Raw genomic sequence first — 24,205 nt, 5'->3', positions numbered from 1 at the left:
TTATTTTTTAATTATTTTTCTAATGAATGTTTCCTGTTCATCAGAAACTTTAATAAAATATAACCCAGAAGATAAATGGCTAAGGTCTATAGACTTCGTTCCATTTTGAATCTCATCAGAAATTACAGTTTTACCTAAGTAATCGATAATTTGCATTTTGGCTGTATTTGAGCTTTTAAAATCAATAGTGACGATATCTGATACTGGGTTTGGAGAGACCAAGAGTCTATCTGCTGTTATGCTTTCTTTTGTTTCAATTCCAAGTGTAGCAGCATTTCCATATACTTGAACTTCAGCTAAATTTAAGGTGGTTATGAGATTCGATTCAACTCTAATGGTGTTTCCAAGAGCTCCACCAGCATCTATTGTTACAGAAGGGTTAGGTGTAGTAGTAATCGTTTTTGAAAAGTTGGTAGTTCCATTATTAATAACAAACACTGTAAAATCAGCTAATCGTTCGGAACAACAATCAGTTCGGTTAAATATATTGATGTCATTAATGTTATAACTACCATCAAGCTCTACTTCCCACCATGCATCAGGTCCTATAGATGCGGTTACTGACCCCGAAGTAAAGACGCCATTTGTTTCGTCATCAATGGCACGAGAAGCAGGTGCATTGCTTAATGTTGTAGATTGCGTTGCTGTACCGTCTAAGGCAAGGTTTCTGTCTTCCATTGGCGTTACCGTAATTGTACAGCTATCGGTAAAACCGCCATCTACGCTAGTTGCCGTAATAATGACTGTGCCTTCACTTTTTGCAGTAATTATTCCACTTGAATTTACTGTAGCAATTAGATCATTATCTGAAATCCAATTAACAGCTTTATTAGCAGCATAATGGGGAGTGAAAATAGTCTCTAATTGAGTTGAATTACCATTAGGTAGATCCAATTCATTAGGCATTACGGATATTCCGGTAACAGTTCGTACGGCATCATTTAGGTAAGCTTCAATACGGGTGTTTATTTCTTTCAATTGGTTGAATTGAGAAGTTGCAAATTCACTTCCCACTCTGGCAACAGCCCAGGTGTACATGCCTTCAGCTTCCATTGTTCGCGTAGTCCATTCAAAAGCTAGATCTGTAGGGAAATCTGCGGCACCATTTCTCCAGTTTTGCTGAAAGGGTATTAAAATAGCTCCTAGAGCTGTCCCTTCGCTACTGTCAGGGTTTCCATTTATATCTATCCATGGTCCAGCTTCAATATCTTCTACCATGTCTGATCCAACTCCAGTACTTCTTGTACTAGTCTCGGTCCAAGGTGGTTGAAAAGCCATAAGTGTAGGGTGTCCTGCCGTAAAATCACACTCAGGAGCACGTTGTTGTAGAGGAGAGCCCGTTGTGCCAGCATGTAATGTAAAAAAGGCATTTGGATTACCTGCTCTAGCGACTACTGCAAGATTTGTTTTTTCGGCCACAGTATATTCAGATCCGTAACATCTATCAAACCACCAACCGTCAATTTTGGCACCGTATTTAAGTGAATAGTATTCAACTATATCAGCGAATGCTGCATTACGCTGTCTTTTTTCGGGCGTAGTACCAGTATAGTTTTCTATAGGATAGTTATTTGCTAAGTAGGTATCCCACTGTGCGTTCTGAGCGGCTGTTGGATAATCATGATCATAACCAACACCACTAAGGTAAACTAGTGCTTTTATATCTCTTGAGTTTAATGCATCTAACAGCTCTCCAAAGAGATCTCGAGTAGGAAAGAATCCTGCACCAATTTCAGCAGATTTTTCTGGATACGGAGCTGAATACCAACTGGCTTGATGCCCTCTATTTAAATTGATGACAACATGGTTAATTGTAGTTAACTGGTCTATCTGTGCCATAAAAGCATCAACATCAAAGTTTTCTGCAGTAACCCCTGTTCCATCAGGATTTTGAGCATCATAGGCCGTTGCGTGAAGTATTCGTACTCCCCAAGTTCCTTTGTAGTCTAATGCCCGATCATGCATAGCATTTGACTGAGCTGTTGCTTTACTTGCCCCGATTGCAATAATTAAAAGTGCGAGACTGAGTAATTTTTGTAAAAAGTTTTTCATAATTAATTAATTCTGGTATTCTGATATTTTGTATTTCAGTATTAGCTATTGTGTTAAAAGCAATGCGTATTAATAAAATTATGTGTTTATTTTTTAATTATTTTTCTAATGAATGTTTCCTGTTCATCAGAAACTTTAATAAAATATAAACCAGAAGATAAATGGCTAAGGTCAATAGCCTTTTTTCCATTTTGAATCTCATCAGAAATTACAGTTTTACCCAAGTAATCGATAATTTGGATTTTAGCTGTATTTGAGCTTTTAAAATCAATAGTGATTAGATCTGAACCAGGGTTTGGATACACAAGGAGTCTATTTGTTATATTTTGTGTTTCAACAGATAGTGTCGTATTTCCAATTACTTGTACTTCAGCTATAGATAATATTCCTGAGGCATTACGCTGTACTTTTATGATACTTCCTATAGCATTTTTTGCATCAATAATAAAGAAGGGGTCAGGAAAACTTTCATATGATTGCGAGTATGTTGTTTCGCCAGCACTATTAATTACAGAAACTGTAAAATCTGACATTCTACTCTTACAGCATTCGTCTGTTCTGGCATAAAGTCTTATACGATCGATATAATATTCTTTACCAAGATCGACCTGCCACCAAGTGTTAACTCCTGATCCTGTTAGTGTTACAGAGCCGTCTTCAAAAGCACCACTCGTATTACCATCAATAGCGAGATCAGCCTCTGCGACAAAACTTGTATTTATACTAGATTGTGTAGCACTTCCTTCTAAGGCGATATTTACAAAATCTGAAGGAAAATCTATTACAGTAACAGTAGAACTATCTGTTAGTCCTCCAAGTTCAGCAGTTGCAGTAATAGTTGCTATTCCTTCACTTATTGCTGTAACTAATCCATTTGAATCTACTGTAGCAATAGCATTATCGCTAGATGTCCAAATAAGATTTTCATCAGCTGAAAAGGAAATTAGATTTGCACTTAGTTGTTTTGTATATCCAGGATATACATCTGTAGCTTCGGGTGCCACGAATACTTTGCTAACAAAAGTTGTAGGATCATTTAGGTAAGCTTCAATACGAGTGTTTATTTCTATTAACTGATTGAATTGAGAAGTTGCAAATCCGCTTCCTTCTCTTGCAACAGCCCAGGTATACATGCCTCCGGCTGCCATTGCTCTTGATGTCCAATCAACGGCTAGATCTGTTGGGAAATCTGCGGCACCATTTCTCCAGTTTTGCTGAAAGGGTATTAAAATAGCGCCTAGTGCAGTCCCTTCACTAGCATCAGGTTTTCCATTTATATCTATCCATGGTCCAGCTTCAATATCTTCTACCATGTCTGATCCAACTCCAGTACTTCTTGTACTAGTCTCGGTCCAAGGTGGTTGAAAAGCCATAAGTGTTGGGTGTCCTGCCGTAAAATCACACTCAGGAGCACGTTGTTGTAGAGGAGAGCCAGTTGTGCCAGCATGTAATGTGAAAAAGGCATTTGGATTACCTGCTCTAGCGACTACTGCAAGATTTGTTTTTTCGGCCACAGTATATTCAGATCCGTAACATCTATCAAACCACCAACCGTCAATTTTGGTACCGTATTTAAGTGAATAGTATTCAACTATATCAGCGAAAGCGGCATTACGCTGTCTTTTTTCGGGCGTAGTACCAGTATAGTTTTCTATAGGATAGTTATTTGCTAGGTAGGTATCCCACTGTGCGTTCTGAGCGGCTGTTGGATAATCATGATCATAACCAACACCACTAAGGTAAACTAGTGCTTTTATATCTCTTGAATTTAATGCATCTAACAGCTCTCCAAAGAGATCTCGAGTAGGAAAGAATCCTTCCCCGATTTCAGCAGATTTTTCTGGATATGGAGCTGAATACCAACTGGCTTGATGCCCTCTATTTAAATTGATGACAACATGGTTAATTGTAGTTAACTGGTCTATCTGTGCCATAAAAGCATCAACATCAAAGTTTTCTGCAGTAACCCCTGTTCCATCAGGATTTTGAGCATCATAAGCAGTTGCGTGAAGTATCCGTACTCCCCACTTTCCTTTGTAGTCATTTGCCCGATCATGCATAGCATTTGACTGAGCTGTTGCTTTACTTGCCCCGATTGCAATAATTAAAAGTGCGAGACTGAGTAATTTTTGTAACTGTTTTTTCATTGTTATTTGGTTTTTAGTTAGTTGTTTATTTATTTATTTATTTATTTATTTATTTATTTTGAGATTTTGCTATTGCAGCATTAATTTCTAATAGTTGTTTGAATTGAGGAATTGCAAATCCATTACCTTCTCGGGCAACTGCCCATGAGTACATGCCACCTGCTTTCATAACTCTTGTCGTCCATTCAATAGCTTGTTCTGTTGGGAAATCAGCAGCACCTCTTCGCCATTCTCGCTGAAAAGGCATCATAATGGCACCAAGGGCGGTCCCTTCGCTATTATCTGGTTTTCCAGCGGTGTTAATCCATGGGCCAGCTTCAATATTTTCAACCATACCTACATTACTTAATGTCCAAGGCGCTTGTTTTTTCATAGGTACAGGGTGTCCTGCTGTATAATCACTATATTTAGTGCCTTGTCTAATAGGTATTCCCACCGAAAGATGAAACGCAATCATAGCATCTGGATTACCAGCGCGAATAGCTTTAGTATAGATTTTACGATCCTCAGCTTCCATGAAGCCTGCACGATCAATCCACCAACCGTCTATTTTATCACCATACTTTCCGGAATAGTACTCCAATATTTTTGCCACACCTTCATAATGGGTTAATCCAGTAGATTCAAGATGTGCATTCCATGTAGCCATTTGAGCATTTGAAAGATACTGTTCATCCATTCCTGTTTTACTGAAATAGACCATCACCTTAATGTTTCTTGCTATTAAGGCATCGACCACTTCACCAAAGAAATCACGTTTTGGAAATAAGTCACTTCCCATGATGGCTTCCATTTCAGGGTATGGAGAAGCATACCAACTGGCTTGATGTCCTCTGCCTATATTAATATTTACATGAGTTATGGTCGTTAATTGGTCTATTTGTTTCATAAATAAATCAACGTCAAAATTCTCAGCATTTATAGGTTCATTTATATCATAAGCAGTAGGGAGTAATATGCGAACTCCCCAAGTTCCTTTAAAGTCTGCTGCACGATAATGTCTTGCTTCTAGTTGCGCATTAACTGATGTACTAAAGATTGTCAACATTAATAAAATGATATACTTTTGTATTTTCATAATTATAGCGTTTAAAAGAGTTGATGACTTAAGTTTAATTTTTGATTATTTTTCTTGTGAAGGTTTCAAATTCATCATAAACTTTAATGATGTATAATCCAGAAGATAACGTGCTGAAATCAAAGGTGTTGATTCCTTTATTAATATTATTAGAAAGTATAGTTTTACCTAAATAATCGATAATTTCCATTTTAGCTGTAATAGAGTTGTTGTAATTAATAGTAATAATATCGGATACTGGATTTGGGTATATCACGAGTCTATCCGATTTGTTTTCTGTTTCAATTCCTAGAGTAATAGCACTTCCAAATACTTGCACTTCAGCGAGATTCATGGTTACGGTTTGGTTTGATTCAATTCTTATAATTTTACCTATGACTCCAATAGGGTCAATTGTTAAAGAAACAGCAGAATCGCTCGTGATTTTTTGTTTAAAGGTTTCAACACCATTACTATCAATAATGTATACTGTGATATCGTTTAACCTTTCCGAACAACAATTTGTTCTATTAAAAATATTAATATTATCAATATTAAAATCATCACCAAGGTCTACTTCCCACCATGGGTAAGCCCCTTCTGAAGCTGCCGCTGAAGCTGTTACAGACCCCGCACCAAAGGATCCATTTGTATTATCATCAATAGCACGTGAAGCTTCTGCACCATTAGCTGTTCCTGATTGTGTTGCTGTACCATTTAATGCAAGATTCCCAATAGTTGTTTCGTCACAAGGTGGTGTTTCACCTACTAGGTAAGCACATTCTGGTCGTGTATAAGGAACATAATCCATCATAGGAGTCATAAGAAGCCTACGATTTATTTCTTTCATGATTACCATTTCATCTGGCATCATATGGCCTGGATTTACATTACCATCTGTGGTTGAGGCAAAAGTTATTGCCGTCCCTCCATCGGTAATTCTTCTTACAAAACGGTATGCTTGTTCTAAATCAAAAACTAAAGGTAAATTTGCTGAGTGCCACCGCTCTCTTGTAGGAAACCATCCATGGCTCAAACAGTGTTTTCCGTTGAGTGGGGCCCATGGATTGGCAATCATTTCAGGAATAGTAAACTCCTCATAGCCCCATGAATTTACAGGAGCACCTTGTCCAATTGGTGTAACATGACCAGATGTAAAATCACTGTCACCTGTATTTGTTTTATGTTTAACAATTTTATATGGTGTTGAATCACTATCATTAATACCGTCTGATGCTACCTCTATATTACTACCATCCGTATTTTTAAAATAACCACCACCTTGATTAATCCCAATTAAACAGCCTGGATCTGTTGCTCTTAGCATGGCCGCAAAATTGTCTATTTGACCATCATCAGCTAATTTATAGACAGTATCTAACCAATAGCCGTCTGCATAATCTTTTACATTTTCAATAAAGCCTTCTATGAGGTTTTCATACGCCGCATATTCATTTCCATCAAAATTATTTGTGTAATACGCTAACCAAGCAGCCTGAACCTCATCAGATGCTCTTTCAAAATAGTTTGTTGAAATGTATAGGATTACTTTTTTACCTGAATTTTTAAAATTTTGTAAAACATCAAAAATAACCTCATCATTAGCAGTATTTGGGACAATACTAGCATGTATTTCATTTACAACATCAACGTTAGCGTTGGCACTTAAAGTAAAATGATCAGATTTTGCAAAATTAGTTAGGTTCGTTATAATATGTCCAACAGTTGGTAATTCATCTGCTATTTCTTTTGATCCGGCTACATAATCATAATTATTCGTTTCTATCTCAGAATCCATACGTGTTCCTCCAAAAACAGGATAGGTTACTCCCCAAGAGCTTTCTAACCATGAACTTTGCGTATGTCCTGTTTGAGAAAGGATAAGCAAAAGACATAATGGAATTAGTTTTTTTAATTTTAAAATAAAACTGCTTAGAGAAAAAGCAATTTGAAGTAAAGTATTTTTTTTCATAATATTATTTTTAATTCTAGTTTAATTTATAGCAAATGACCATTTTTTTTAAAAAACGGTGTTTCTGTAATCTGCTTTTATTTTGCTCTGTTCTATTAATTAGGTCTAAATTATATATGAAGTATGTTTTAACTCGGAAATTAAATTATGTGATTAGCTGTTTGTTTGCTTTTGGTATAATTTTATCTAAATTTTTGATGACCATATACACAAATACGGTATTAGATCAAGTAAGCAGCGTTACTAATGTTTGATATGTAAAAGAGTTTTTAGTGGAGGAAAACAAATTTCAGTAGATACTCTTTATAGTGAATACACTAGAGGAAAAATAACCTACCATTTTGTCCACTACTTCAAATTTTAGAAATATGAATTCAGGATATTTTATAGTGAATAATCTGTTTTTATAAATATAAAAGCCAGTGACATGAATCACTGGCTTTTTAAATTTATTTTTTAATTATTTTTCTAATGAATGTTTCCTGTTCGTCAGAAACTTTAATAAAATATAACCCAGAAGATAAATGGCTAAGGTCAATAGACTTTGTTCCATTTTGAATCTCATCAGAAATTACAGTTTTACCTAAATAATCGATAACTTCCATTTTAGCTGTATTAGAACTGTTGTAATTAATAGTAATAATACCAGATACTGGGTTTGGGGACATCACGAGTCTTTCCGATTTATTTTCTGTTTCAACTCCAAGAGTAGCACTTCCAAAGACTTGTACTTCAGCTAAATTTAAGGCGGTTGTAAGGTTAGATTGAACTCTAATGGTGTTTCCAAGAGCACCACCAGCATCTAGTGTTACAGAAGGGTTAGGTGTAGTAGTAATCGTTTTTGAAAAGGTGGTAGTTCCATTACTATTAATCACAGACACTGTAAAATCAGCTAATCGTTCGGAACAACAATCAGTTCGGTTAAATATGTTGATATCACTAATGTTATAACTACCATCAAGTTCTACTTCCCACCATGCATCCGGTCCTTGTGAAGCTGTTACTGATCCCGAAGTAAAGATTCCATTTGTATTGTTATCATTGGCACGAGAAGCAGCTGCGCTGCTTAATGTTGTAGATTGTGTAGCCGTACCGTTTAAGGCAAGGTTTATAGCTTCTCCAGGAGTTACAGTTTTTACCCAAATTTTATTTTTATACGCCTCTGTAAGTACAATTTTAGATTCATCCAGAATAATATCGTCTAACAATACAAATGAATTATCTGTAGACATTTTTGTGGTATAGCCATATCCCAAAAGACGGATGTACTTAATATCACTTGCGTGTACTCTATACAAAATACGGTTCTCATATAAATCGAATTTTGCGTCTGTAGGCTCATATGGGTTTTCAAGAGGTACAGTTTCCACGTTGTAGTATAAATCTGGCGAGATGTATTGTTTGCCAGTGGCTGTGTTTTCCATTAAGAATATTGGAACTGTATTTTCAATAGGGTTCGTAAATAATTCAAAATCTGTAGAAGTCGCTTGTTCAAAATCAGTTGCAGAAATTGTTGAAACAGGTGTTTCTTCTGGTGTGGCTTCTATAAAACCATAATCTACGAATGGCACTAACATGTTCGACTTCTCTTGTACAAAATCGCGTGTTCCGTTTATGTAGTACGTTCTATAGTAAAATGTTTCCCCTTTCTTTACGTTCAATTTTGGAATAAGGGTAAACAGCGTATAGTCACGTGGGTTTGTATCGCCCCCAACCTGAGCAAGTCTCATATATACATTGCTTAAGCCATGAGCACTTAACTCATTTTTTTTGATTTCATTTCCAAATACAATGCCTAAAGATGGAGCTGTAGCATTTAACGTATCTGAAGCCCATAACATAAAACCACCTGTTTTATCAATGTTAATTGCTAACGCACCAACTTCAGTAGCAGTACTAGCATAGTTAATAGCAATTGAACCATCAGGAGAGGATAGGTATTTACCACGTAGATTCGATGATCTTACACCTCCCCAAGGAGCATTAATGTGGTTGATTGTTACATCTCCAAAGTTTTGAATAATATACGTTACTTCCAGTATACCTTCCCCAATTTCTTTGTATTTGGTGGTGTATAAAATTTCGGATTTATACAGAGATGGGATATGAGCTTGTGTTCCCCAGTTCGTTACGTAATATGCTTTTTCAACTTCATCATAGTAGGAAGCCATTAGAGGACTATAGTATGCTTGTTCAACTCCATCGTAATTATAAGCTCCAGCACCATGTACAAAATAAAATCCAGAGCTAAAATCTCTATTACTAAGCGTTGTATTTACACTTACTGCCTGCCACACTTCATCCATCCATGTAGATCTTACAATAGACTGAGGAGGAATTCCTTCGCCATAAGCACTTTTGAACGAATACATTTGACCGCCTTTTCCAATTCGTAGTTCCCACGAATTGGCAGCTGTAGCAGCAGAATGTTGTAATTTGGCTAAATACACATGTTCTTCGTCTGCAGCGGTAGGGTCTATCCAATAACTGTTAGATGGAGAATACGCAGTGGTAAAACTTGTTGTACCGCTTTGCTGAAACAGGTTGCCGTAGTCGACTTTTGGCACATGAGTGTAAAACGACTTATCGACAGCCGTATTAGGCATAATATCCAATAAATTTGCTTGAGCCAACGTTTTATATGGACCAATTAGAATTATTGCTATTATGGTAATCAATATTTGCTTTTTGAACATAACTTATCTTTTTTTATTTTTTAGACATCATAATAATTAGATTGTAAAATATATAAGAAGTAGTTCCCTTGATCTAGGAATTCACTACTTACTTGTTGAATATCAGACTCTATATTTCCAGAGTCGACAATTTGTACAGAAGAACTAAATAGTTTTTAACTACCGCCAATGCAACCCCCTCTTTGTTTGTAATATTTCTCGCATGGTTTGGGAAAAATCTGATGTGGCAAAGAATATCCAATCTTCATTTCACTTGCGTTCGGTGAGCGATAATCTGTTGTATTGGCAAAAGTTATCGCTGTCCCTGCATCAATAATTCTTCGTACAAATCTGTAGGCTTGTTCTAAATCAAACACCAAGGGTTGTGTTGGAATATGACACAAGGGATTGATTGCAAGCCAACTATGATCTAAACCCTGTTTATTACCAAGTGGCGCCCATGGATTCTCTACCATTTCAGTAATGGTAAGTTCTTCGTAACCCCATGAGTTTGATGGAGCACCTAGACTATGGGAAGTAACATGACTAGATATAAAATCATTCTGACCAGTACTCGTTTTGTTTTTAATTACTGGATAGGCGGTTAAATCTGTATCACTAATCCCATCTGATGCTATCCATATTCTATCATTATTATCATCTTTATAGATTTGGTTACCCTGATTAAGTCTAAGTGAACAACCTGGATCAGGAGCCTGTATTATGTCTGCATAATCCACTATTTTGTCCACTACGCCAAATTTTAGAAATATGAATTCAAGGTGTTTTATAATGAATAATATGTTTTTTAAATATAAAAGCCAGTGAAATGAATCACTGGCCTTTTCAAATTTTATTTTTTAATTATTTTTCTAGTGAATGTTTCCTGTTGATTAGAAACTTTAATAAAATATAACCCAGAAGATAAATGGCTAAGATCAATAGACTTCGTTCCATTTTGAATCTCATCAGAAATTACAGTTTTACCTAAGTAATCGATAATTTGCATTTTGGCTGTATTTGAGCTTTTAAAATCAATAGTAATGATATCTGATACTGGGTTTGGATAAACCAAGAATTTAGTTTCTATATCTGTATTATTGCTTATTGATAATGTTTCGTTTTTAGAGGCGCTTTTTTGCTGACTACTGTTTAAACCTGTACCGAAAACCTCAACTTCAGCTAAAGAAAGTGGAGAATTGGCAATGTTTGAACGAATTCGAATTATTTTACCCTGAACATCCCCAGCATTAATAATTACAGAAGGATTTGGAGTAGTGGTAATTCTTTGAGTGAAATTAAAGTTACCCTCATCATCGATTACTAGTACGGTGAAATCTGACAACCTCTCAGTACAACAAGCATCTGTTCTGTTGTAAATTACAATGTCTCCAATGGTATTGTTAGCACTTAAATCTACTTGCCAATACGAATTGGTAATCGGGCTTGTATGTGTTACAGATCCTGCTGAATATACACCATTTGTGTCGCCATCAATGGCACGAGAAGCGTCACCAGAGCTTGCAGTTGAGGACTGCGATGCTGTTCCGTTTAGAGCAAGGTTTGTAGGAGTAAGAGTGGACGCTGTTACTGTTAAAACCCGTGATGCATTTGGCGCTGCATTGTAATTGTCATTACCGGTCTGAGTAGCTGTTATGTATGAAGTACCTTCCGAAACGATATGAATTTGACCATTAACAATAGTGGCTACATTGGTATTTAAACTACTATAAGTTACAGCTAAGCCTGAACTGGCTGTAACGCCAGGATCAAAATCAGCATCACCTACTTCTTTAGAAGGGAAAGGGTTAAAAGTAATGGTTTGATCAACTTTGGTCGCCTCGGTTCCGTACACTTGTACTTCCGCTAAGTTTAAAGTACTAGTTAGGTTTGATTGGACTCTAATAGTTTGTCCGAGCACACCATTTGCATCTATTGTTACAGAAGGGGTAGGTGTAGTAGTAATCGTTTGTGAATATGTTATAGTACCATTACTATTAATAACAGACACCGTAAAATTAGCTAATCTACTTGTGCAACAAGCATCAGTTCTATTAAAAAGATTGATGTCATTAATGGTATATTCATCACCAAGATCTACTTCCCACCATGCATCAGGGCCTATAGATGCGGTTACTGATCCCGCATTAAAGACGCCATTTGTATTATCATCAATAGCACGAGAAGCAGCTGCGTTGCTTAATGTTGTAGATTGCGTTGCTGTACCGTTTAAGGCCAGGTTTGTATTAATAGAACCTCCACCTATGACGGTCAATTGTTGAGTAATATTTCCTGCAGCTGCATATATAGAATTCCCAGCTTGAGATGCTGTTATCGTTGATGTACCAGGAGCTACAATATGAATATTGCCATTTACGATAGTTGCTACAGCCGTATTTGAGCTAGAAAATGAAATATTATATCCTGAACTGGCTGTTGCTTTGGGTGTATAGTCAGCTTCTCCAACTTCTAGATTTGCTAATTTCTGAAAGTCTATATGTTGGTAATAATTAGGAGCTGTTTCTCCTACAAAATAAGCGCCAGCAGGTCGCGTATAAGGAACATAATCCATCATAGGAGTCATAAGAAGCCTACGATTAATCTCTTTCATGATTACCATTTCATCTGGCATCATATGCCCTGCATTCGGTGAGCGATAATCTGTGGTATTGGCAAAAGTTATTGCTGTTCCTCCATCGGTAATTCTTCGTACAAAGCGGTATGCTTGTTCTAAATCAAAAACTAAAGGTAAGTTTGCTGAGTGCCACCGCTCTCTTGTAGGAAACCAACCATGGCTTAAGCATTGTTTTCCGTTAAGCGGTGCCCAAGGATTGGCAATCATTTCAGGAATAGTGAACTCCTCATAGCCCCAGGAATTTACAGGCGCACCTTGTCCTATTGGTGTAACATGGCCAGATGTAAAATCGCTGTCTCCTGTACTTGTTTTATGTTTAACAATTTTATAAGGTGTTAAATCACTATCACCAGTACCATCTGATGCTACTAGTATATTAGAGCCATTGTCTGTAAAATAAGTATTACCTTGGTTAATTCCAATTATGCAACCAGGGTCAGTTGCTCTTATCATGGCAGCAAAGTTATCTATTTGACTATCATCAGCTAATTTATAGACTGTATCTAACCAATAGCCGTCTGCATAATCTTTTACATTTTCAATAAAACCTTCTATAAGGTCCTCATAAGCAGCGTACTCATTTCCGCCAAAATTATTGGTGTAATATGCTACCCAAGCAGCCTGGACCTCATCAGAAGCTCTTTCAAAATAACTTGTTGAAATATATAAGATTACTTTTTTACCTGAATTTTTAAAATTTTGTAAAACATCAAAAATAACCTCGTCATTTGCAGCATTCGGAACAATACTTGGATGTATTTCATTTACAACATCAACGTTAGCGTTGGCACTTAATGTAAAATGATCAGATTTTGCAAAATTAGTTAGGTTCGTTATAATATGACCAACAGTTGGTAATTCATCTGCTATTTCTTGTGATCCGGCTACATAATCATAATTATTCGTTTCTATCTCAAAATCCATTCGTGTTCCTCCATAAACAGGATAGGTTACTCCCCAAGAGCCTTCTAACCATGAACTTTGAGCAAAAGCTGTTTCAGTTACGATAATTAAAAGGCATAATGGAATTAACTTCTTCATTCCTGAAAGAAGTTTGCTTTTAAACAAAGCATGTGGAATAAGGGTAATTTTCTTCATAAAGCGGTTATTTAGTTTTAGTTTTTAAATTGGATATAAGTTTGTAGAGTGTTGATTATTTGTTTACTACTTTGAACAAATAACCAGTTTTTTATAAAAATGATGTTCCTCTAACTCGCCTTTGTTTTGATCTTTTCTTTTATAGTAATTAGATAAAACGCTATAATTAATGGTAATAAAGCCGATGAATTTAATCACCGGCTTTTTTATTTTTTCAATTATTTTACTGTTTAATTATTTTTCTAGTGAATGTTTCCTGTTGATTAGAAACTTTAATAAAATATAACCCAGAAGATAAATGGCTAAGATCAATAGACTTCGTTCCATTTTGAATCTCATCAGAAATTACAGTTTTACCTAAGTAATCGATAATTTGCATTTTAGCCGTACTCGTACTATTAAAATCAATAGTGATGATATCTGATACTGGGTTTGGATAAACCAAGAATTTAGTTTCTGTATCTGTATTATTGCTTATTGATAATGTTTCTTTTTTAGAGGCGCTTTTTTGCAGCAGGCTACTGTTACTACCAAAAACTTGTACTTCAGCTAAGTTTAGGGTGGTTGTAAGGTTCGATTGAACTCTAATAACCTGTCCTATTGCCCCACCAACATTTATTGTTACAGAAGGACTAGGCTCATTAGTAATTGTTTGTGAAAAAGTGGTAGCACCGCTACTATTTATTATAGACACTGTAAAATCAGATAATCTACTTGTACAACAAGCATCTGTTCTATTAAAAACATTGATATCATTAATGCTATAGTTGTTGTCAAGTTCTACTTCCCACCATGCATTAGGACCTTGTACAGCTGTTACTGATCCTGAAGTAAAGATTCCATTCGTATTGTCGTCGATCGCACGAGAAGCAGCTGCACCATTTAATGTAGTCGACTGCGTGGCTGTTCCGTTCAGAGCAAGGTTTGTAGGAGTAACAGTAGACGCTGTTACTGTTAAAACCCGTGAAACATTTGGCGCTGCATTGTAGTTGTTATTACCGGCCTGAGTAGCTGTTATGTATGAAGTACCTTCCGAAACGATATGAATTTGACCATTAACAATAGTGGCTACATCGGTATTTAAACTACTATAGGTTACAGGTAAGCCTGAACTGGCTGTAACGCCATGATCAAAATCAGCATCACCTACTTCTTTAGAAGGGAAAGGGTTAAAAGTAATGGTTTGATCAAGTTTGGTCGCCACCGTTCCGTACACTTGTACTTCCGCTAAATTTAAAGTACTAGTTAGGTTTGATTGGACTCTAATAGTTTGTCCGAGCACACCATCAGCATCTATTGTTACAGAAGGGGTAGGTGTAGTCGTAATCGTTTGTGAATATGTTGTAGTACCATTACTATTAATAACAGACACCGTAAAATTAGCTAATCTACTTGTACAACAAGCATCAGTTCTATTAAAAAGATTGATGTCATTAATGGTATATTCATCACCAAGATCTACTTCCCACCATGCATCAGGACCTATAGATGCAGTTACTGATCCCGCATTAAAGACGCCATTTGTATTATCATCAATAGCACGAGAAGCAGCTGCGTTGCTTAATGTTGTGGATTGCGTAGCTGTACCGTTTAAGGCCAAGTTTATTGCTGTGTCGCCAAGATATTCAGCAATTCTAGTATTAATTTCTTTCAGTTGGTCGAATTGAGAAGTTGCAAATTCACTTCCCACTCTGGCAACAGCCCAAGTGTACATGCCCTCTGCTTCCATAGTTCGTGTGGTCCATTCAAAGGCTAGGTCGGTTGGAAAATCTGCAGCACCATTTCTCCAATTTTCCTGAAAAGGCATTAAAATGGCACCTAGAGCTGTCCCTTCACTACTGTCAGGGTTTCCATTTATATCTATCCATGGTCCAGCTTCAATATCTTCTACCATGTCTGATCCAACCCCAGTACTTCTTGTACTAGTCTCGGTCCAAGGTGGTTGAAAAGCCATAAGTGTTGGGTGTCCTGCCGTGAAATCACACTCAGGAGCACGTTGTTGTAGAGGAGAGCCCGTTGTGCCAGCATGTAATGTGAAAAAGGCATTTGGATTTCCCGCTCTAGCGACTACTGCAAGATTTGTTTTTTCTGCCACAGTATATTCAGATCCGTAACATCTATCAAACCACCAACCGTCAATTTTAGTGCCGTATTTAAGTGAGTAATATTCAATGATATCTGCTGTTGCTGCATTACGCTGTCTTTTTTCGGGCGTAGTACCAGTATAGTTTTCTATAGGATAGTTATTTGCTAGGTAGGTATCCCACTGCGCGTTCTGAGCGGCTGTTGGATAATCATGATCATAACCAACACCACTAAAATAAACTAGTGCTTTTATATCTCTTGAGTTTAATGCATCTAACAGCTCTCCAAAGAGATCTCGAGTAGGAAAGAATCCTGCACCAATTTCAGCAGATTTTTCTGGATATGGAGCTGAATACCAACTGGCTTGATGCCCTCTATTTAAATTGATAACGACATGGTTAATTGTAGTTAACTGGTCTAACTGTGTCATAAGCGCATCAACATCAAAGTTTTCTGCAGTAACCCCTGTTCCATCAGGATTTTGAGCATCATAGGCCGTTGCGTGAAGTATTCGTACTCCCCAAGTTCCTTTGTAGTCTAATGCCCGATCATGCATAGCATTTGACTGAGCTGTTGCTTTACTTGCCCCTATTGCAATAATTAAAAGTGCAAGACTGAGTAATTTTTGTAACTGTTTTTTCATTGTCATTTGGTTTTTAGTTAGTTGATTTATTTATTCTGATATTTTGCTAAAAGCAATGCGTATTAATAAAATTAGATTCTTATTTTTTAATTATTTTTCTAGTGAATGTTTCCTGTTGATTAGAAACTTTAATAAAATATAACCCAGAAGATAAATGGCTAAGATCAATAGACTTCGTTCCATTTTGAATCTCATCAGAAATTACAGTTTTACCTAAGTAATCGATAATTTGCATTTTAGCCGTACTCGTACTATTAAAATCAATAGTGATGATATCTGATACTGGGTTTGGATAAACCAAGAATTTAGTTTCTGTATCTGTATTATTGCTTATTGATAATGTTTCTTTTTTAGAGGTGCTTTTTTGCAGCAGGCTACTGTTACTACCAAAAACTTGTACTTCAGCTAAGTTTAGGGTGGTTGTAAGGTTTGATTGAACTCTAATAACCTGTCCTATTGCCCCACCAGCATTTATTGTTACAGAAGGACTAGGCTCATTAGTAATTGTTTGTGAAAAAGTGGTAGCACCGCTACTATTTATTATAGACACTGTAAAATCAGATAATCTACTTGTACAACAAGCATCCGTTCTATTAAAAACATTGATATCATTAATGCTATAGTTGTTGCCAAGTTCTACTTCCCACCATGCATTAGGACCTTGTACAGCTGTTACTGATCCTGAAGTAAAGATTCCATTCGTATTGTCGTCGATCGCTCGAGAAGCAGCTGCACCATTTAATGTAGTCGACTGCGTGGCTGTTCCGTTCAGAGCAAGGTTTGTAGGAGTAAGAGTGGACGCTGTTACTGTTAAAACCCGTGATGCATTTGGCGCTGCATTGTAGTTGTCATTACCGGCCTGAGTAGCTGTAATGTATGAAGTACCTTCCGAAACGATATGAATTTGACCATTAACAATAGTGGCTACATTGGTATTTAAACTACTATAGGTTACAGGTAAGCCTGAACTGGCTGTAACGCCAGGATCAAAATCAGCATCACCTACTTCTTTAGAAGGGAAAGGGTTAAAAGTAATGGTTTGATCAAGTTTGGTCGCCACCGTTCCGTACACTTGTACTTCCGCTAAGTTTAAAGTACTAGTTAGGTTGGATTGGACTCTAATAGTTTGTCCGAGCACACCATTTGCATCTATTGTTACAGAAGGGGTAGGGGTAGTCGTAATCGTTTGTGAATATGTTGTAGTACCATTACTATTAATAACAGACACCGTAAAATTAGCTAATCTACTTGTACAACAAGCATCAGTTCTATTAAAAAGATTGATGTCATTAATGGTATATTCATCACCAAGATCTACTTCCCACCATGCATCAGGGCCTATAGATGCGGTTACTGATCCCGCATTAAAGACGCCATTTGTATCATCATCAATAGCACGAGAAGCAGCTGCGCCGCTTAAAGTTGTAGATTGCGTAGCCGTACCGTTTAAGGCCAGGTTGCTAGTTGTTGGAGTAACTCCTGCGCTTGTAAGCAAGTACTCAGAGGTTACCATATATCCCTCCGTATCTGTTACCGTAAAAAATATTATGGTAGCATTCGCAGGAACACTTGCTGAAATAGTATTTCCAGAAATAGTAGCATTAGTTGATACCCAAGTTTTGTCATTTAAATCTACAGTATCACCATCATTGGTATAAAATAGTTGGGCACTACTTAGCCCAATAGTAGAACTAGCAGTAACATATCCTATATTCGAATCAATGTATGGTTTTTCTATTTGCGATAGTGAGACACCTCCATTAACCACAGAGTTTACAAATCGAGGTACCTCATTACGAGTTCTCCATGTAAAATGACCATGAGGAAAGTTATCCACAAATAATAAATTTATTGGGCCTTGAACCGATTGCGAAGATTTCTGGTTTACAGAAAGGGAAAAATGAAAATCATTAAGTCCATTAAGCCATAAAGTAGGAATGGTAACATTATGAAAATATGCACTTCCATCATAATAAGTATTTACAAAATTTGCCTCAGCAATGGTTCCAATAGCGTCTCCTTGATGTCCATCAGATTCTGATAAAAACCCTCCGCCATATACAGGGATAGCCCAGGCAAACCGATTGTCTACTCCCATAACGGTACTTGTTATTGTTCCTCCCCAGCTAGAGCCCATAATACCAATTTTATTGGCATTCACCTCAGGGAAGGAAGCAATAAGTGAATGTCCTTTTAGTACTTGAGCAATAGCATGATAGTACCATTGATCTTCAATAGGTAATTTATAATCATCCCAAACACCAATACGTACTGGCCCAGGGTTTGGAGTCTGTGAATTATTAGGATACTGGCCTTCTAGATCCATACTAATAGCAGCATAACCAAGATTATTCCAGTATGTTAACACTTCAGGGAAGGCGGTGCCTCCGCCTCCATGTGCATATACAACAGCTGGCCAACCACCAGCAGGTGGCGTACCAGAAGGTGCAGCGTAATAAGCAAATACTTCTACTTTTTCGCCTAAATAATCAATAGACTCGTACAGCATGCCTGTTACTCCAGTAACAGGTTCAACATTAGATGTTTTCCAATTAGGAACTTGTTGTAATTCGGTAATATTCCAAGGGCCAATGATTGTTTGGGAAAAGCTATTTAACCCAAATAAAAAGAACCCTAATAGAATGATATGTTTATGTAAATTCATAATTTATTTTTTAATTATTTTTCTAGTGAATGTTTCCTGTTTATCAGAAACTTTAATAAAATATAACCCAGAAGATAAATGGCTAAGGTCAATAGACTTCGTTCCATTTTGAATCTCATCAGAAATTACAGTTTTACCTAAGTAATCGATAATTTGCATTTTGGCTGTATTTGAGCTTTTAAAATCAATAGTGATGATATCTGATACGGGGTTTGGATAAACCAAGAATTTAGTTTCTATATCTGTATTATTGCTTATTGATAATGTTTCTTTTTTAGAGGCGCTTTTTTGCTGACTACTGTTGCTACCAAAAACTTGTACTTCAGCTAAGTTTAGGGTGGATGTAAGGTTCGATTGAACTCTAATAACCTGTCCTATTGCTCCACCAGCATCTATTGTTACAGAAGGGTTAGGCTCATTAGTAATTGTTTGTGAAAAAGAGGTAGCACCGCTACTATTAATAATAGATACTGTAAAATCAGATAATCTACTTGTACAACAAGCATCCGTTCTATTATAAACATTGATATCATCAATGCTATAGTTGTTATCAAGTTCTACTTCCCACCATGGATTAGGTCCTTGTGAAGCTGTTACTGATCCTGAAGTAAATATTCCATTCGTATTGTTATCTATCGCACGAGAAGCAGCTGCACCGCCTAATGTTGTAGATTGCGTTGCAGTACCGTCTAAGGCAAGATTTACGTTTCCATATACTTGTACTTCAGCTAAATTTAAGGTGGTTGTAAGGTTCGATTGAACTCTAATGGTGTTTCCAAGAGCTCCACCAGCATCTATTGTTACAGAAAGGTTAGGTGTAGCAGTGATTGTTTGTGAAAAAGTTGTAGTCCCAGCACTATTAATCACAGACACTGTAAAATTGGCTAATCGACTGGTACAACAGGTATCAGTTCGGTTAAATATATTGATATCACTAATATTATAACTACCATCAAGTTCTACTTCCCACCATGCATCAGGCCCCTGTGAAGCTGTTACTGATCCCGAATTAAAGAGTCCATTTGTATTATCATCTATCGCACGAGAAGCAGCTGCACCGCTTAATGTTGTAGATTGCGTAGCTGTACCGTTTAAGGCAAGGTTTATAGCTTCTCCAGGAGTTACAGTAATCTCTGATTTTTTTACCCAAATTTTATTTTTATACGCCTCTGTAATTACAAATTTAGATTCATCCAGAATAATATCGTCTAACAATACAAATGAATTATCTGTAGACATGTTTGTGGTATAGCCATATCCTAAAAGACGGATGTACTTAATATCACTTGCGTGTACTCTATACAAAATGCGGTTCTCATATAAATCGAATTTTGCGTCTGTAGGCTCATATGGGTTTTCAAGAGGTACAGTTTCCACGTTGTAGTATAAATCTGGCGAGATGTATTGTTTGCCAGTGGCTGTGTTTTCCATTAAGAATATTGGAACTGTATTTTCAATAGGGTTCGTAAATAATTCAAAATCTGTAGAAGTCGCTTGTTCAAAATCAGTTGCAGAAATTGTTGACACCGGTGTTTCTTCTGGTGTGGCTTCTATAAAACCATAATCTACGAATGGCACTAAGATGTTCGACTTCGCTTGTACAAAATCGCGTGTTCCGTTTATGTAGTACGTTCTATAGTAAAATGTTTCCCCTTTCTTTACGTTCAATTTTGGAATAAGGGTAAACAGCGTATAGTCACGTGGGTTTGTATCGCCCCCAACCTGAGCAAGTCTCATGTAGACATTGCTTAAACCATGAGCACTTAACTCATTTGTTTTGATTTCATTTCCAAAAACAAGACCTAAAGATGGAGCTGTAGCATTTAACGTGTCTGAAGCCCATAACATATAACCACCTGTTTCATCGATATCAATTGCCAGCGCACCAACAGCAGTAGCCGTACTAGCATAGTTAATTGCAATTGAACCATCAGGAGAGGATAGGTATTTACCACGTAGAGCCGATGATCTTACACCTCCCCAGGGAGCATTAATGTGGTTAATTGTTACATCGCCAAAGTTTTGAATAACATACGTTACTTCCAATATACCTTCACCAATTTCTTTGTATTTGGTGGTGTATAAAATTTCGGATTTATACAGAGATGGGATATGAGCTTGTGTTCCCCAGTTCGTTACGTAATATGCTTTTTCAACTTCGTCATAGTAGGAAGCCATTAGAGGACTATAGTATGCTTGTTCAACTCCATCGTAATTATAAGCTCCAGCGCCATGTACAAAATAAAATCCAGAGCTAAAGTCTCTATTACTAAGCGTTGTATTTGCACATACTGGCTGCCACACTTCATCCATCCATGTAGATCTTACAATAGACTGAGGAGGAATTCCTTCGCCATAAGCACTTTTGAACGAATACATTTGACCGCCTTTTCCAATTCGTAGTTCCCACGAATTGGCAGCTGTAGCAGCAGAATGTTGTAATTTGGCTAAATACACATGTTCTTCGTCTGCAGCGGTAGGGTCTATCCAATAACTGTTAGATGGAGAATACGCAGTGGTAAAACTTGTTGTACCACTTTGCTGAAACAGATTGCCGTAGTCGACTTTTGGCACATGAGTGTAAAACGACTTATCGACAGCCGTATTAGGCATAATATCCAATAAATTTGCTTGAGCCAACGTTTTATATGGACCAATTAGAATTATTGCTATTATGGTAATCAATATTTGCTTTTTGAACATAACTTATCTTTTTTATTTTTTAGACATCATAATAATTAGATTGTAAAATATATAAGAAGTAGTTCCCTTGATCTAAAAATTCACTACTTACTTGTTGAATATCAGACACTATAGGCATAATGGTGTTGTTTTTTTTATTTGTGAAAGAAGTTTGCTTTCAATAAAAGCTTTTGGTAATGAATTAAATTTTTTCATAAAATTGTTAATTAGTTTGCTATTAGTTTTAAATCACACAATAAATTTTGAGAGTGGTGGTTATATATGGTTATATGTGATTTTTGTAAATAACTGAATTTTTGTAGGAATTTAGTGTCTCTAATCGATTTTTGTTTTGCTTGTTTCCTTCGTGTATAGTGTTGATTATCTGAGTGTAATGTAGTGTCTGCCTGAGGCGTGACGTTTTTTGTGAGCTTATAAGTTTTATATTCAACTTATGGCAAAAAAGTATGACAATGAATTTAAAGTTATGATCATAGAACTATTAAATTCTAGTATTAAAACCAAATAAGTTATGATTATGGCTTAAGCCTAAGTATGGTTGGGCGTTGGAAACGGGAATAGAAGTTAAAATCTGGAGATTTTTCAAAAAAGAAAGAAATATATCTTGAAACTCAAGAACTCAAAGTGCTAAAAAAGGAATTTGTATATCCGTAATTACCCCTAATGACAAATAATACTGTTATATTTAAAGAGAATTAATAATAGTTAAAGATGGATATATTCTCATTTGGAGTTCATTTTACAGACGAAGAAAGTTGTCGATTACATTTTAAGGCTCAGCGAGATACGGAAGGCGTTATTTGTCATCGTTGTCAAAGTACAGATCATTACTGGTTACAGAACAAATGGAGTTATCAATGTAAAAACTGTAAAGCAAGGATTTCCTTGCGTAGTGGTACAATAATGGAAAGTTCTAAACTGTCATTTATGATCTGGTACAAAACTATATTTCTATTAAGCACCACAAAGAAAGGGTTCTCTAGTAAAGAAATCCAACGCCAATTAGGTTTAAAACGCTATGAGCCTGTTTGGGCAATGGTTAATAAACTCCGAAAAGCTATGGGAGATTGAGATGATCGTTATACTTTAGAAGGCATGATTGAGGCAGGTGAAGGCTATTTTACAATTGAGGCTTCTGCCCATGATCATAAAACTCAAAAAGCAGGTCGTGGCAGTAAAACAAAATCTAATGTTATGATAATGGCAGAGAGTACTGTTTTAGAAGATATTACAACTGGAAAAGTTGATCGCCAATGTAGATACTTTAAAGCAAAAGTCCTTACCGACCATAAAATGGGAGGTACAGATCAAACGCTACAAGAGGCAATAGAAAATGAAGAATCCATTATGTTTACAGATAAAAGTACGTCATACGTGAATATTGCTGATTATGTCGATATTCATATAAGTGAGAAATCAACAGAGCAAACCACCAAAGAAACATTGAAATGGGTGTATATAGCTATTAGCAATGCCAAACGAAATTTTGTTGGAACCTATCATAAAATCAAAGCTAAATACCTTCAACTATACTTAAATGAATTTGTTTATAAACTTAATAGAAGGTATTTTAAAGACAAAATATTTGATAGACTAGTCATAGCAAGCATTACAGCTGGTTGATATTAAACGAATATACAAAAAATTAATGAGTTTTTACTTGTTTTTTACCACAGTACTTTGTTGGCCACAGGCTCTTCTCAGTTAATAATCTTGAATTAGTACTTCAGTTGGAATATGAAGTGTAGTATTTAGTTTTCTAATCATATCTAAAGTCAGTTTACGTTTTTTATTTAAAATCTCACTAACTCTACTTTTAAATCCGACAACTTCTGCCAAGTCTTTTTGTTTCATTCCCATTTGCTCCATTCAGAATTTAATAGCCTCAATTGGATCAGGCATTCCAATTGGGAAATTTTCGTTTTCAAATCGGTCAATTAATATAGAAAGTATTTCAAGTTCGTCTCCTTGTTCAGTTCCTATTTTTGAATCAAAAATGTCCTCAAGTCTTTCGAGTGCTTTTTGATAATCTTTTTAGTTTCTAATAGGTGCAATGTTCATAATCAGTTATTATTTGCGTCAATTTTGTCATATTCAGCGTGAGTTCCAATAAACCTTATCCAAAATGTTTGAAATTCGAAATTGAACTTCACAATTAATCGATAATTATTTCCTTTAATATTGTTGACAATTCGATTGTCCTTTAAAATACTTGCGCTAGGATAATCCCTTTTTAATTCGTTAATATTATTCAATTCGGATTTTTCGGTTTCCCTGTACCACGATTTTAATTGTTCCTCACAATCAGCGTGCTTTTCCCAAAAATCTCGTAAAGTTCGTTTTGCGATTACTGTCTTATCCTGAAATATGGCTACAGGTTAAAATTGAATTAAGCTGATAATTTATATACCATATTGGGTGTTTTATAATCTAAAGATAAATGTAATCTTACTTCATTGTATAAATCAATTGC

At 36.2% G+C, this 24,205-nt stretch carries 11 protein-coding genes and 3 pseudogenes; 2 read left to right on the top strand and 12 right to left on the bottom strand.

The window, feature by feature from the left end:
* From R6X41_RS18600 to R6X41_RS18555, 10 genes are all read right to left on the bottom strand, one after another.
* A complete protein-coding gene (locus tag R6X41_RS18600) occupies positions 1 to 2,052 on the bottom strand; it encodes a T9SS type A sorting domain-containing protein (RefSeq protein WP_318501860.1) in 2,052 nt (683 codons plus the stop codon).
* 86 nt (positions 2,053 to 2,138) lie between these two features.
* Entirely contained in the window at positions 2,139 to 4,199 is a 2,061-nt protein-coding gene (locus R6X41_RS18595) for a T9SS type A sorting domain-containing protein (protein ID WP_318501859.1), read from the bottom strand.
* A gap of 49 nt (positions 4,200 to 4,248) precedes the next feature.
* Positions 4,249 to 5,277 (bottom strand): hypothetical protein, encoded by a 1,029-nt coding sequence (locus R6X41_RS18590; protein WP_318501858.1) that lies wholly within the window; start codon positions 5,275 to 5,277, stop codon positions 4,249 to 4,251.
* A gap of 34 nt (positions 5,278 to 5,311) precedes the next feature.
* Entirely contained in the window at positions 5,312 to 7,228 is a 1,917-nt protein-coding gene (locus R6X41_RS18585; protein WP_318501857.1) for a T9SS type A sorting domain-containing protein, read from the bottom strand.
* A 449-nt stretch (positions 7,229 to 7,677) separates the two neighbouring features.
* A complete protein-coding gene (locus R6X41_RS18580) occupies positions 7,678 to 9,924 on the bottom strand; it encodes a T9SS type A sorting domain-containing protein (RefSeq protein ID WP_318501856.1) in 2,247 nt (748 codons plus the stop codon).
* 155 nt (positions 9,925 to 10,079) lie between these two features.
* The gene (locus tag R6X41_RS18575) at positions 10,080 to 10,655 is read right to left on the bottom strand and encodes a hypothetical protein (protein WP_318501855.1); all 576 of its coding nucleotides are present in this window, start codon (positions 10,653 to 10,655) and stop codon (positions 10,080 to 10,082) included.
* Positions 10,656 to 10,756: 101 nt separating this feature from the next.
* Positions 10,757 to 13,636, bottom strand: coding sequence for a galactose-binding domain-containing protein (locus R6X41_RS18570; RefSeq protein ID WP_318501854.1), 2,880 nt, complete (start codon positions 13,634 to 13,636; stop codon positions 10,757 to 10,759).
* Positions 13,637 to 13,859: 223 nt separating this feature from the next.
* Positions 13,860 to 16,364, bottom strand: a complete 2,505-nt coding sequence (locus tag R6X41_RS18565) for a T9SS type A sorting domain-containing protein (RefSeq protein ID WP_318501853.1) — start codon at positions 16,362 to 16,364, stop codon at positions 13,860 to 13,862.
* Between the two features lie 79 nt (positions 16,365 to 16,443).
* Positions 16,444 to 19,029, bottom strand: coding sequence for a galactose-binding domain-containing protein (locus tag R6X41_RS18560; RefSeq protein WP_318501852.1), 2,586 nt, complete (start codon positions 19,027 to 19,029; stop codon positions 16,444 to 16,446).
* Positions 19,030 to 19,032: 3 nt separating this feature from the next.
* Positions 19,033 to 21,732 carry a T9SS type A sorting domain-containing protein gene (locus tag R6X41_RS18555; RefSeq protein WP_318501851.1) on the bottom strand — a complete coding sequence of 900 codons (2,700 nt, stop codon included), beginning with the start codon at positions 21,730 to 21,732 and terminating at the stop codon, positions 19,033 to 19,035.
* A gap of 433 nt (positions 21,733 to 22,165) precedes the next feature.
* Here R6X41_RS18555 and R6X41_RS18550 point away from each other — a divergent pair.
* Together R6X41_RS18550 and R6X41_RS18545 are read left to right on the top strand one after the other, a co-directional pair.
* Positions 22,166 to 22,371: pseudogene (locus R6X41_RS18550) on the top strand (transposase); the annotation flags it as partial.
* 72 nt (positions 22,372 to 22,443) lie between these two features.
* Positions 22,444 to 23,355 (top strand): annotated as a pseudogene (locus tag R6X41_RS18545) (IS1595 family transposase).
* Between the two features lie 81 nt (positions 23,356 to 23,436).
* Here R6X41_RS18545 and R6X41_RS18540 read toward each other — a convergent pair.
* Positions 23,437 to 23,793 (bottom strand): annotated as a pseudogene (locus R6X41_RS18540) (helix-turn-helix domain-containing protein).
* 2 nt (positions 23,794 to 23,795) lie between these two features.
* Positions 23,796 to 24,101 (bottom strand): type II toxin-antitoxin system HigB family toxin, encoded by a 306-nt coding sequence (locus R6X41_RS18535; RefSeq protein WP_318501867.1) that lies wholly within the window; start codon positions 24,099 to 24,101, stop codon positions 23,796 to 23,798.
* Between the last annotated feature and the right edge of the window lie 104 nt (positions 24,102 to 24,205).

Source organism: Formosa sejongensis (genome assembly GCF_033447105.1).
In the GTDB taxonomy this organism is placed as follows: domain Bacteria; phylum Bacteroidota; class Bacteroidia; order Flavobacteriales; family Flavobacteriaceae; genus Formosa.
Note: the sequence above shows the minus strand (reverse complement) of the source record. Positions and strands in the feature narration are given on the sequence as shown.

Excerpts from the sequence above, each read along its gene's own strand:
- R6X41_RS18600 (WP_318501860.1), bottom strand. The coding sequence starts at position 2,052 with ATGAAAAACTTTTTACAAAAATTACTCAGTCTCGCACTTTTAATTATT.
- R6X41_RS18595 (WP_318501859.1), bottom strand. The coding sequence starts at position 4,199 with ATGAAAAAACAGTTACAAAAATTACTCAGTCTCGCACTTTTAATTATT.
- R6X41_RS18590 (WP_318501858.1), bottom strand. The coding sequence starts at position 5,277 with ATGAAAATACAAAAGTATATCATTTTATTAATGTTGACAATCTTTAGT.
- R6X41_RS18585 (WP_318501857.1), bottom strand. The coding sequence starts at position 7,228 with ATGAAAAAAAATACTTTACTTCAAATTGCTTTTTCTCTAAGCAGTTTT.
- R6X41_RS18580 (WP_318501856.1), bottom strand. The coding sequence starts at position 9,924 with ATGTTCAAAAAGCAAATATTGATTACCATAATAGCAATAATTCTAATT.
- R6X41_RS18570 (WP_318501854.1), bottom strand. The coding sequence starts at position 13,636 with ATGAAGAAAATTACCCTTATTCCACATGCTTTGTTTAAAAGCAAACTT.
- R6X41_RS18565 (WP_318501853.1), bottom strand. The coding sequence starts at position 16,364 with ATGAAAAAACAGTTACAAAAATTACTCAGTCTTGCACTTTTAATTATT.
- R6X41_RS18560 (WP_318501852.1), bottom strand. The coding sequence starts at position 19,029 with ATGAATTTACATAAACATATCATTCTATTAGGGTTCTTTTTATTTGGG.
- R6X41_RS18555 (WP_318501851.1), bottom strand. The coding sequence starts at position 21,732 with ATGTTCAAAAAGCAAATATTGATTACCATAATAGCAATAATTCTAATT.